Source organism: Pinibacter soli, assembly GCF_029961145.1.
Taxonomy (GTDB): domain Bacteria; phylum Bacteroidota; class Bacteroidia; order Chitinophagales; family Chitinophagaceae; genus Pinibacter; species Pinibacter soli.
Genome location: NZ_JASBRG010000005.1, coordinates 502182 through 515017, shown reverse-complemented (window position 1 = coordinate 515017; position 12836 = coordinate 502182). Strand labels below are relative to the sequence as shown.

Genomic DNA, 12836 nt, shown 5'->3' with positions numbered 1-12836 from the left:
AAGAAAATTGATGTACGATGTACGAAGTACGATGTACGATATCTATCAACATGTGACATTCCAATGGCTTTCGTACACTGTACTCAGTACAAAAAGGAGATTGTGATTCGTCGCTACCATTTTCAACTTTCAATTTTCAATTAATTAACCATATACAGTTTCCCCGGCAGGCTGGTCACAACATTTTGCAGCTCGAGGTTTAAAATAGCTGCCGCAATGGCGCCGCTGGAGAGACTGCTTCTTAAATTCAGTTCATCAATATGTGTTGTTTCCTTTTCGCCAAGTAAATCAAGAATGATCTTTTCGTTCGGAGTAAAATCAATGAAGAGTTCGCGTTGTAGCCTTCGTAACCCTGTCTGCTCTTTCCAGCCAAGCGCTTCCAGCACGTCATCCGCTCCGGTTATTAAAGAAGCCTTTTTCTCTTTGATCAGTTTATTGCAGCCAGAACTTCTGCTATCCGTTGTTCTGCCCGGAAAAGCCAGAATATCCCTGTTGTAGCCATAGGCAAGATTTGCCGTGATCATACTACCGCCTTTGATATTTGTTTCTATTACGATAATTGCATCGCTCATGCCGGCAACGATACGGTTGCGAATGGGAAAATTATGTTTGTCGGGTTTTGTGCGACTTGGAAATTCAGTGAGTAAACCACCATTATTGTAAACCACTTCTTTTGCCAAACTGCTATGTTCAGGCGGATACAAAATATCCAGGCCATGAGCGAGAACACCAACAGTTGCCAGTTTGTTTTTTACGGCGGCTTTGTGCGCAACACCGTCTATACCAAACGCCATCCCGCTTGTAATGACAACATTTTGCGAAGCCAGATCACTAATTAATTTTTCTGTGAGTTGTTTGCCGTACTCAGTATGAGAACGGGTACCAATAACCGCAATTATTTTAGACGCGTTTAAATCTGCGGTACCTCTGTAGTAAAGCAAGGTTGGAGGATCATAGCAGTTGCACAATCTTTTAGGATAATTGTCATCAGTAAAAAACAGCGGTTGAATATTGTTTTTTTCAATGAAAGCAATTTCTTTTTCGATGGATGCGAAGTCCTCAAAGCCTTTAATGTTCGATGCCTTGATGGCACCAATACCTTCAATTTGTTCAAGTGAAGATTTTTTTGCTTTGAAAATATCTTCGATATTTTCAAAATGTTCAAGAAGGATTTTAGCCTGCACAGGACCGATTAATGGCACCTGCGTGAGTGCTATTTTGTACAACAAATCATTCATAAGATTTAGGTTAAGGGCGGCAAAAATAAGGAGTTATAAGTCTGCAATAAGAAGAGTCTGCAAATTACTTTAACTTATGTCCGAATGAATAAAAACTACGACACTATTGGCGTTCTTACTTATTAGTTTAATAAGTATTTTGCACATTGTTAAAAATGAAAACTATCATTATGAACGTACCCAACCCAAACCAGGAAACCCTTCAAGACATTTTGCCAAGAGCACAGGAACTTTATCCGGACGCGGTAATTAAGAAGCCGTTGATAGGTTCAGAAACACTGCAAATAGCTGACGGAAAAATTCTTTTTGTTATCAGGAAAAGGAAAGAAGATTTTGTTGTCAATGTTGATTTTTCAAAATCAATCGGAATGACTATTGGCCGTGTTGCTTTAGGTGCCTTTGGTTCTATGATTGCAAAGTCTATTTTGACATCCAAAAACAAAGCAAGAATTGAGATGTTCAATAACAACTTTGCTGATATTGTAGCGGGTATTGGAAAAGAACATCCGGAAGCTGTTGCAAAATATTAGCCGATATTCATGGCTGCATTTTCTTCAAAACTATCGTATTCAAATCAAAACAAAAGCCAGTAGCAATCCACTGGCTTTCAATTTTTAATTTTCAATTATTTCGTGCTCAACACCTTCAATTCCGTTCTTCTATTCTTCGCTCTTCCTTCCTCTGTGTCATTGGCGTCAACCGGTTGTGTAGCACCAAATCCTTTTGAAGAAAGCCTGTCAGCCGTAATACCTTTTGAAGTGATATAAGCCACAACGCTTTCTGCGCGGCCATTTGATAACTTAAGATTGTCCGCTGCTTTACCTACATTATCTGTGTGTCCGTTGATCTGTATTTTTAATGTCGGATTATCCTTCATTAACTGTACCACATTATTCAGCTCCACTTGCGACTCAGGTTTAAGTTCTGTTTTATTTACGTCAAAGAAAATATTCTTCAACACGATAGATGCATTGGCTTCCAAAGGCTGCAATGGTATATCGATGTTGTATGTCGAGTCTGGTGATTTTTGTACAAAAGAAAAATTTTCTGAATAGAACAGGTAGCCTTTTCTGTTTACATTAAACGCATAGTCGCGGCCGATAGGTAAAGTGATAAGATAGTTTCCTGTTTCATCAGTTTGTATTTTACTTACCACCTCGCGTGTGGAAAGATTTGTTAGCTCAACCGCGGAAGGCAAGCCGTTGTTTGTTTTTGCGTCAAACACTTTTCCTTTAACCCACAACGTCTTTATAGGACGAACGTCGTTTCGCATTTCAAAAGTGTAGAGATCAAGGCCGCCTTTGGAGTCGCTTCTGTCGCTCGCATAGTAAGCGGTTTTTCCATCGGCGGTAATTACAAGACTACCTTCTTTCTCGATGGTGTTGATGGGAAAGCCAAGATTTTTTGGTGTGCTCCATTGTCCCTTTGGTCCCTTGCGTGCCATAAACAAATCATCGTCGCCATAACCGGGGTGACCATTTGAAGTAAAGTAAAGCGTTTGATTATCTGCGTGAATAAAAGGACAGCTTTCATCTCCGATCGTATTGATGGTTGGCCCGAGATTTTCCGGCTGCCCGAATTTGCCATTTGGCAACAAATGACATACATAAATATCGCTGCCGCCGTAGCCGTCTGGTCTTCTGCTGGCAAAGTATAAGTCACGTTTATCGGGCGAGAGGCTTGGTGCAGATTCCCAATCTTCGGTATTTACTTTTCCGCCCAGATTTTCAGGAAAGCTCCAGCCAGTAGGCGTAAGGTAAGAGATGTACAAATCGCAGCTTCCGTAACCCTCTGGGAAATTACAACCTGTAAAGACAAGCCATTTGCCATCGAGAGAAATGTTTTGTGCACCTTCATTCAGGTTGGAATTGATATTTCCGCCCAGCAATTTTGCCTTGGCCCACTTGCCATCTTTTGCAAGATCACTGCCGTAAAAATCTTCGTTCATGTGATCAACCCTTCTTGTGAAAATGAGTTGCTTACCATCGATGGTGAGTGTGGGATAATATTCGGATGTTTCACTATTAACGCTGTCTCCAAGATTTTTTGGGGCAAAGGTGTAGTTGGAAATAGGATTATTTTTGCCGTAGTCAATTGCAAATTCGTAGGTTTTCTTTCTGTAAGAACCGGCTTTTACACTTGATTCATTGAGATTGGGAATAGAAAGGAAAGTATCAACCGCACGCAAAGCATCTTCAAATCGTCCCTTACCAGCCAGATTGATGGAGTAGGGCAGGTTATAATCCTGAAAATAGGCCGCGTCAATTGACCGTGCTTTTTCGTAATAAAGAATAGCGGAATCGTATACCTTGAGTTGCCCAAACATGCCGGCCATCGACAAATAAGCATCTTCAAAAAGAGGATCTATTTTAATGGCGTTTCTTAGAACCTGTATACTTTGAACAAACTCGTCGCCCTGCGCCAGTTCGAGAGCTTTGCTATACAACTGCGCCGCTTTTTTGTCAACTTTATTAGGATCAAATTGCGCGTTTACAGAACTGATCATCAATAGGAAAATGGCAATTGTGGTACAGAGTCTTTGCATGGTCTGTAAATTAAAGGGAAAATTTGAAATTTGAAATTTGAGATTTGGAATTCTTGTTACCGTGTTCCTAATTTTCTTAAAACAAAATACCCGGACTCAAAGAATCCGGGTATCAATATATATCAAATTTAAAATCTTTAATTCAAATTACTACGGCACATTAATATACTTGTGTATCTGCAAACTCAGCTCCCACTTGGGATTTTCCTTAATGTAATCAATAATGAGCGGAGTGTTTTTCGCGGCCTTGTCCCACTCAGGTTGCAGGTAAAGCTTACATTCAGGTGAAACGAGTGCGGCATATTTTTCGGCCCACTCGAAGTCTGATTTATTGAAGATCACCACTTTTAGTTCGCTGGCCACCGGCAATATTTCCGGCAGGGGGGCCTTGAATTTTTTGGGCGAAAGGCAGATCCAGTCCCAGCTTCCGCTTAAAGGTGAAGAGCCGGAGGTCTCAATATTTGTCTGAAAACCGGCATCATGCAGGGCAGCAGTCAGTTCGTCCAAATTATGCATCAGCGGTTCGCCGCCGGTTACAACGGCAAGTCTTCCCGGAAATGCTGCTGCATCTGCCACGATTTTATCGAAGGTTTGTATAGGGTGTTTTCCTCCATCCCAGCTATCCTTTACATCGCACCAAACACAGCCCACATCACAGCCTCCAAGGCGAATGAAATAAGCAGCCTTTCCCTGGTGAAAACCTTCACCCTGTAACGTATAAAAAGCTTCCATTACTGGAAACGAAGTTTGTATTTCTGTTGTCGTACTCATTCTAAATTTCAATTTTCCATTACAGCACGTTCTTATCCTCACATGCTTTATACGTATTCTGCATAAGCGCCGCGATGGTCATTGGTCCAACGCCGCCTGGCACTGGTGTAATGAAGCTGCACTTTGGAGATACTTCTGCAAAGTTAACATCGCCTTTTAATGCAAAGCCCTTCTTTTTAGTAGCATCCGGAACGCGGCTGATACCCACGTCAATCACGATTGCGCCTTCTTTTACCATGTCTTCCTTAACAAACTCGGGGCGACCCAAAGCGGCCACTATAATATCTGCCGAAAGGCAAAGTTCTTTAAGGTTTTTTGTGTGGGAATGGCAAATGGTTACTGTGCAGTTACCCGGATTGGTATTGGCACTCAACAAAATACTCATTGGTCTGCCCACGATATTGCTACGGCCGATCACAACGGCTTGTTTACCCGCTGTATCGATATTGTAATGTTTTAGAAGTAACATAATTCCGTACGGAGTTGCCGGAATAAATGTTGACAATCCCTGTACCATTTTACCTACGCTTATCGGATGGAAGCCATCCACATCTTTTGAAGCAGCGATCGTGTTGATCACTTTTTCATCAGAAATATGTTTAGGCAGAGGCAGTTGCACCAAGATACCGTCTACATCCGGATCGTTGTTCAAGCCTTCAATGGCTTCCAGCAGTTTAAACTCGCTGATATCGTCATCATAACGAAGAAGTGTAGATTTGTAGCCGATCTCTTCGCAGGCTTTTACCTTGGCTCCTACATATGTTTCGCTGGCGCCATTGTTACCTACTAAAACTGCAGCTAAATGCGGTACTTTCTTTCCCTGGGCTTTTAATTGTGCTACTTTAAGCGTAAGTGCTTCCTTGGTTGCTTTTGATACTAGGTTTCCGTCTAAAATTTGCATGGCGCAAAGGTAAATTTTTTAGTCTAATTGAAAGTTGAAAATTGAAAGTTGAAAATGAAGAACTGACGTAAGCTTGGGAAGGCGCTATCGTTGAAGCCTCATTTTCAACTTTCAATTTTCAATTTTCCGCTAACTGCAAACAACATCCGAAAATTTGGCGTTCTCCTGAAAAAGGACTTATTTAGCTCACAATCTAACCGTATCTGATGAAAATATTTTTCTTGCAGATACTTACCTCTTGTTTATTTGTTTCCATTTCTTTCGCTCAAATTGTTCGCTCCCCACTTAGTAATCATTATACAGGTGCAGTAACCTACAGCAAAAGTTTTGCGGATGTATTTTCTTTTTCCGGAAATCAAGCCGCTTTGGGAAATCTGAAAAATGGATCAGCGGGTTTATATGGAGAAAAACGTTTCAATTTAAAAGCGCTGAGCAATTACCATGGCGTCATCGGCGTGCCTCTAAGGAATGCCGGTGTAGGATTGAACATGTATTACTCGGGCGGGGAGGACTTTAATGAAACCCAGGCGGGATTGGCTTATGGGATGTTGTTGTCAAACAATGTTTCCATAGGCACGCAGATAAATTTTAACCAGGTCCGTATCAGCGGATATGGCTCTGCTTGTACAGTAAATTTTGAATTGGGCGCTTTGTTCGCCTTGTCAGATAAAGTGATAATGGGATTGCATGTTTACAATCCTGCAGGGGGCAAATTTGGAAAAAATAAACACGAAAAATTTGCATCCATTTACAAAGCCGGAGTAGGATATGAAGCTTCGGATAAATTCTTTGTAAGTGCTGAAATTGCCAAAGAAGAAAACCTTCCGGTCAATGTAAATGCAGCGATGCAATATAACTTCAACAAGCATTTTTTAGCAAGAGGTGGTGTGAGCTCCGCGACAGCAAATTATTTTGTGGGTGTTGGAATTTTGTGGAGCGCTATGAGGCTCGATATCATTAGCTCTTATCATCAGCAATTGGGTTTTTCTCCTTCATTAATGATGGTGTTTAATTTCTCAGAAACGGCAACAAAATGAAAATAGTATTTACATTGCTGTTGCTGTTGTCGCTGAATGCATTTCCCCAGGACAAACAAACTGCCATTGGCGAAGAACAAATGGAAACGGCTGTTGAAAGCAGCAATGATGCGGTAACTGACGATAGTTACTGGCAGAGCCAAATGTTTTACAAAAAGCATCCGCTTAACCTTAACAATGCAAGCGAAAATGATTTGAAAGAACTCTGGTTTTTATCCGACCCGCAAATAGAAAGTTTTTTACGTTACAGGCAATTGCTTGGCAAGCTTATAAGCATTTATGAGTTGCAGGCAGTTCCTGGCTGGGATCTTGCAACAATAAGAGCGTTGTTGCCCTATGTAGAAGTAAGAAATACTAAAGATGTACTAACTGATGTTGGGGATCGATTTCATGGGGGTAGTCATTCTTTGCTTGTGAGATATGGGAAAATTGCAGAACAGGCAAAGGGTTATCAATCTCCGTCAACAGAAAATGCGAGTCATTATTCAGGTAGTCGCGATGGGCTTTTTGTGCGATACAAATACAACTACAATAACCTATTGCAATATGGTATTGCCGCTGATAAAGATGCCGGCGAAGAGTTCTTTAAAGGCTCACAAAAAAATGGTTTTGACTTTTACACGGTTCATTTTTTTGCAAAAAATATTGGTAAAATAAAACTGCTTGCATTAGGCGACTTTACTGTGAATTTTGGACAAGGGTTGATACAGTGGCAAAGCCTGGCTTTCGGGAAAAGTGCTTCCGTTTTAAACATAAAAAGAGAAGCGCCAACGTTGCGACCTTACAATTCTTCAGGCTCCTATAATTTTCATCGCGGCGCAGGTTGTGTTTTTGAAAACGGACATTGGTCTTTCACCTCATTTATTTCTTTCAGGAAGTTGAGCGGCAATATTGTTGAAGATGAAAATGGTGACCATATCTCATCCTTTCAAACATCAGGCTATCATAGAACGTTGGCTGAATTGAGTGATAAAAACAGTATGCAACAGTTTGCCGGTGGCGTTTCAATTAAGTACAAGCAATATAACTGGCAAGTAGCTGCAAATGCTGTGCTCTATAGCTTTTCGAAAGAATTTTACAAAGAAGATAAATCTTACAATCTCTTTGCATTAAAAGGAAAAAACTGGAACAACGTGAGCGTGGATTATAGTTATACTTACAGAAACATGCATTTGTTTGGAGAAATAGCAACAGACAAAAACAGAAAACTTGCTTTTGTACAAGGTTTGTTACTGAGCCTGGGAGCCAGAGCTGATGCAGCTTTTCTCTATCGATCGATTAGCAAAGCATATCAATCTTTATACTCGAATGCGTTTACAGAAAATACATTTCCCAATAATGAGCGAGGTTTTTATGCAGCCATTTCTCTTAAGCCATTTTCCAACATCAGGATGGATGCATATGCTGATGTATTTAGCTTCCCATGGCTGAAATATCTTGTTGACGCCCCATCGCGTGGTAAAGAATATTTGCTCCAATTAACTTATTTGCCAAATAAGAAAACGACACTTTTGGTATTTTATAAATCAAAAACCAGGCAGAAGAGTTTTCTCACTGATGGCAATCCTGGAAAGGTTTTAAAGGATTTACCGCAAAACAATTTTAGAGTTCAAAGTTCGACACAACTCAATGAAAAATTTACTTTGAGCGATAGGGTAGAAGCCATTTGGTATGATAATAATGGCCCGTTAAGAGAGCAGGGATTTTTGATGTATGCGCAAGGTGATTACAAGCCTTCTAAAATATTATCCGGAAATGTGCGGTTGCAATATTTTGAAACTGATGGTTACAATTCAAGATTGTACACTTATGAAAGTGATCTGCTTTATAATTACTCTATACCTGAATTTTTTGACAATGGTTTTCGTTATTATTTCAATTGCAGATTGAACATGGCTGCTTTGCTAAAAATGAACAAGCGCTATGATCTTGCATGCTGGTTGAAATGGAGTCAAACGATTTATACGAACAAACAAACAATAGGCTCCGGTTTGGATGTCATCAACGGAAATAAACGATCAGAAATAAAAGCGCAGATCATTGCAGAATTTTAGAGGTAATTAATAATTAATAATGAATAATTAATAAGGCTGCACCCGCTAGAAGATGGACCCCCACGAGTTTTAGACAGATTTGGAGCATGCTGCTCTCTGGTGTATAACCCTATTAATTATTCTTTATTAATTATTAATTATTCTAGTTTTACAAAAAAAAAGTCATGGAAAGTAACCCACAGAATCAACTAAACATTGAGATATCCGAAGAAATGGCAGAAGGGCAATATGCAAACCTGGCGATCATTACACATTCACATGCGGAATTTGTAGTTGATTTTGTAAACGTAATGCCAAATACACCTAAAAGCAAAGTGAAATCCCGCATCATACTAACGCCTCAACATGCGAAAAGATTAATGAAGGCATTGGTTGACAATATTAGCAGATTTGAAGCCGTAAACGGTGATATAAAGGATTTGGAAGAAGTTCAATTGCCAATGAATTTCGGCGGTCCAGCGGCTCAAGCCTGATCGGTTATTAGATGAGCTCTTTCGGTTTTTTCAAAAAAAGTATGGTCTCAAAACGTCATATATATTCGTTTTGTACCATACTTTTCTTTTTTGGTACTTTTCTTGATACATTATAACTTTTAGTTTTGTTAAAATGTGGCGCCGATTTTGGAATTTAATGTTTTTTAATATTGTTGATTGCGATCTAAAAAATGCAATCAACTGTACGCCGGAAATAAAAAATTGAAAATTTCCAGATTGCATCCATTTTTTAAATTAAACACACGTGAGAAAATGCTAAATCATTTACAGAATGCAATACAATGCATTCTTAAAACCTGCGCATTTTACTTATTACCTTATTATCCCAAAACCTGAATTAGAAAGTTGATTACTAGTTTTTCTGGTAATCAAAAAGGTCTAATTTTTTGTTATCGTTTTAAGTTTAACAAAATATTTGCAATTTGTTATGCATCGGTCGTTTGGTTTTTGCGGCCTATATAAAGGGTTAATCAAGATTAATTAACATCTATTAGTAACACACATGAGAAAAATCGTAACTGCCTTTGCAGGGCTTTTGCTATGCTCTGCTTTGACCTATGGTCAATCCCGTTTAATTACGGGACAAGTTAAAGACGATAAGGGAAATCCTGTCCCTTATGCCACCGTCAAACTAAAAGGAAACTCCCGCGGTGTATCAGCAGATCAAAATGGTAATTTCAAAATTGAAGCCGGCAACTCAAAAGAGTTATTGGTTTCTGCTACAGGATTCGCGCCATCCGCGATTGCTATCGAAAGCGAGTCTACTGTTATTATCGCGCTAAAAGCTGGTGATACCCAATTGAACGAAGTTGTTGTGACAGCGATGGGTCTTAGGAGAACTAAAAACTCTCTTCCTTATGCTGCACAACAAGTAAACGGAGATGAAGTAGCTAAAACAAGAGCTAACAATTTCATCGGCGGGATGTCCGGAAAAGTATCCGGTATAGAAATTAAACAAAACAACACATTGGGAGGGTCAACCAACGTTGTTATCCGCGGTTCAAAATCTCTGGTTGGTAATAACCAGGCGTTATTTGTTGTGGATGGAGTACCTATCGACAACAGTAACAACAATACTTCTGATCAAAGAACCGGACGTGGCGGTTATGACTACGGTAACGCCGCTGCCGATATCAACCCGGATGATATCGAGTCCATTAACGTGTTGAAAGGTGCTGCGGCATCTGCTCTGTACGGTTCCCGAGCAGCAAATGGGGTGGTCATGATCACCACGAAAAAGGGCAAAAGAGGTTTAGGAGTGACTATAAACTCCGGAGTTACAATGGCTTCCATTGACAAATCTACTTTTGCAAAGTATCAGCACAGCTATGGCGGAGGCTATGGTTCTGCAAACGACTATGGTTCTCCTGATGGCAATTTCTTTTACTTTGATGCAAACGGAGATGGTGTAGACGATCTTGTTACACCAACTACTGAAGATGCTTCCTGGGGTGCCAAGTTTGATCCGAGCTTAATGGTATACCAATGGAACGCGTTTGACGCATCTTCTCCTAATTATGGAAAAGCTACTCCATGGATTGCAGGAGCAAACGACCCAACTACCTTTTTTGAAAAGCCTGTTAATTTCAATAACAGTATTTACATTGATGGTGGTGGTGATAAAGGTTCTTTTAAACTCGGTTATACAAAGTCCAACGACAAAGGCGTTTTGCCAAATAGCTTTGTGAATAAGGACCTTGTTAACTTTGGAGCCACTTACAATCTTACCACCAAACTTACGGCCTTTGCAAGCGTGAACTTCTCTAAAATTGCAGGCCAGGGACGTTATGGTACAGGTTATTCCGGGGATCACTCTACTAACCTGATGACAAACTTCAGACAGTGGTGGCAAACTAACGTAGACGTTAAAGAGCTCAAAGATGCTTATGACAGAACAGGTAAGAACGTAACATGGAACTGGGCCGATCCAACAGATCCTGTTAATGGTTTGGTGCCTATTTTCTGGAACAACCCTTACTGGGTGCGTTACAAAAACTATGAAACAGACGGCCGTTCAAGATACTTCGGCAACATGGGCCTTACTTACAAAATCACAGACTGGTTAGATGTGTTGGGTAGAGTAAGTCTTGATTCTTACAATGAAAAACAAGAAGAAAGAGTTGCCGTCGGAAGTCTTGAAGTTCCCTACTATTCTAAATTCCTGAGAAGCTTCAGCGAGTATAACTACGACCTGTTGGCGAACTTCAATAAAGACATTGCAAAGGATTTGAATTTGAAAGCAACTGTTGGTCTTAACATTAGAAGAACCAGTGTCAGCTCAACATTCGCTTCTACAAACGGTGGTTTGTCAGTGCCTAACATTTATGCGCTGAACAATACAAAAAATCCTCCTTTGCCTGCTATCGAAAACGATTATCAAATTGGAGTTGATGGACTTTTCGCAAGTGCAACTTTGGGTTACAAAGACATGTTGTTCCTTGATTTGACAGGAAGAAGAGATAAATCTTCAACATTGCCTGTTGACAACAATACGTACTATTATCCATCTGCTTCTTTGGGTTTTGTATTCTCTAAACTCATTGACAATGCTGCATGGTTATCTTATGGTAAAGCAAGGTTGAACTATGCTGAAGTGGGTAACAGTGCCGATCCGAAAGCATTGGTTGACTACTACAGCATTAACCCTGCATTTGGTAACACTGCGATGACTTCTGTTGGTTCAAACAACTCAATCAGTTCGTTGAATCCGGCACTGGTAATCAAGAACAATCCTAATCTTGTTCCTGAAAAAACAAAATCTTTCGAAGGGGGTGTGGAAATGGCTTTTCTTAAAAACCGTTTAGGTTTTGATGTTACTTATTACAACACAAAAACAGTTAACCAGATCGTTCCGGCTCCTATTTCAAGAGCAACTGGTTTCGATGCTAAATACATCAACGTAGGTGAAATTGATAACCAAGGTGTTGAAGTTTCATTGAACGGTACGCCAATCAAAACACAAGACTTCTCCTGGAACATCGTTCTTAACTGGACAAGAAACCGTAACAAGGTTGTGTCTTTGGGTGAAGGTATTCAAAACTTCCAGCTTGGGTCATTCCAGGGTGGTGTAACATTGAACGCTGCATTGGGCGAGCCTTACGGAACGATCCGCGGTCAGAACTTTGTGTACAATCCGGATAGTCACCAACCAGAAGTTAAAGCAAATGGTTACTACGTGAAATCAGCTACTTCTAACGATGTGATTGGTAATATCAATCCTGATTGGATCGGCGGTATCAACAACACTTTCAAATACAAAAACCTTGCGTTGAGTTTCCTTATCGATATACGTCAGGGCGGAGACTTGTTCTCTCTTGATATGTATTACGGTTTAGCTACAGGATTGTATCCTGAAACAGCGGGCCTGAACGACAAAGGAAATCCTGTAAGAAATTCAATTGCAGATGGTGGTGGTATCATCAACCCGGGTGTTAACCAATCTGATGGAAAACCAAACACTACAAGAGTTGATATCAGCACATTGTTTGGTGCATATGGTTACTACAGGAAACCTGCCGCAGCATTTATCTATGATGCGAGCTATGTTAAATTAAGAGATCTTACTTTGACATATTCTTTCCCTGACAGAATGATGGAGTCAACAAAAGTCTTCAAAGGAATAGATGTGTCTTTATTTGGTCGTAACCTTTGGATCATTCACAAGAACCTTCCTTACTCAGATCCTGAAGAAGGCATTAGCTCTGGAAACCTTCAAGGTTATCAGGTGGGTGCTTATCCTTCAACAAGAGCCATTGGTTTGAACGTAAAACTGAAATTCTAATTTTTTAAAGGAAGA

9 protein-coding genes are annotated in these 12836 nt (G+C 40.2%); 5 read left to right on the top strand and 4 right to left on the bottom strand.

The features are described from left to right. Positions 1-140 precede the first annotated feature (140 nt). Entirely contained in the window at positions 141-1238 is a 1098-nt protein-coding gene (gene dprA / locus QJ048_RS09640) for a DNA-processing protein DprA (protein WP_282334131.1), read from the bottom strand. Positions 1239-1393: 155 nt separating this feature from the next. Between dprA and QJ048_RS09635 the strand changes: the two genes are divergently transcribed. Beyond that, entirely contained in the window at positions 1394-1768 is a 375-nt protein-coding gene (locus QJ048_RS09635) for a hypothetical protein (protein WP_282334130.1), read from the top strand. A 95-nt stretch (positions 1769-1863) separates the two neighbouring features. Here the strand turns inward: QJ048_RS09635 and QJ048_RS09630 are convergent, their stop codons facing one another. The 3 genes from QJ048_RS09630 to QJ048_RS09620 all read right to left on the bottom strand — a co-directional run bounded on the left by QJ048_RS09630 (position 1864) and on the right by QJ048_RS09620 (position 5455). After that, positions 1864-3783, bottom strand: coding sequence for an OmpA family protein (locus QJ048_RS09630; protein ID WP_282334129.1), 1920 nt, complete (start codon positions 3781-3783; stop codon positions 1864-1866). A gap of 150 nt (positions 3784-3933) precedes the next feature. Then, entirely contained in the window at positions 3934-4554 is a 621-nt protein-coding gene (locus QJ048_RS09625; RefSeq protein WP_282334128.1) for a 7-carboxy-7-deazaguanine synthase QueE, read from the bottom strand. Between the two features lie 19 nt (positions 4555-4573). Then, entirely contained in the window at positions 4574-5455 is an 882-nt protein-coding gene (locus QJ048_RS09620) for a bifunctional 5,10-methylenetetrahydrofolate dehydrogenase/5,10-methenyltetrahydrofolate cyclohydrolase (RefSeq protein WP_282334127.1), read from the bottom strand. A 206-nt stretch (positions 5456-5661) separates the two neighbouring features. Here QJ048_RS09620 and QJ048_RS09615 point away from each other — a divergent pair, with 206 nt between their 5' ends. The 4 genes from QJ048_RS09615 to QJ048_RS09600 all read left to right on the top strand — a co-directional run bounded on the left by QJ048_RS09615 (position 5662) and on the right by QJ048_RS09600 (position 12821). Beyond that, positions 5662-6492, top strand: coding sequence for a hypothetical protein (locus QJ048_RS09615; protein ID WP_282334126.1), 831 nt, complete (start codon positions 5662-5664; stop codon positions 6490-6492). Further along, complete coding sequence (locus QJ048_RS09610) at positions 6489-8546, top strand: ComEA family DNA-binding protein (RefSeq protein WP_282334125.1); 2058 nt, start codon at positions 6489-6491, stop codon at positions 8544-8546. The genes QJ048_RS09615 and QJ048_RS09610 overlap by 4 nt, the downstream gene beginning before the upstream one ends. A 164-nt stretch (positions 8547-8710) precedes the next feature. Next, positions 8711-9019, top strand: a complete 309-nt coding sequence (locus tag QJ048_RS09605) for a DUF3467 domain-containing protein (RefSeq protein WP_282334124.1) — start codon at positions 8711-8713, stop codon at positions 9017-9019. Positions 9020-9542: 523 nt separating this feature from the next. Further along, complete coding sequence (locus tag QJ048_RS09600) at positions 9543-12821, top strand: SusC/RagA family TonB-linked outer membrane protein (protein ID WP_282334123.1); 3279 nt, start codon at positions 9543-9545, stop codon at positions 12819-12821. The last annotated feature ends 15 nt before the right edge of the window (positions 12822-12836 follow it).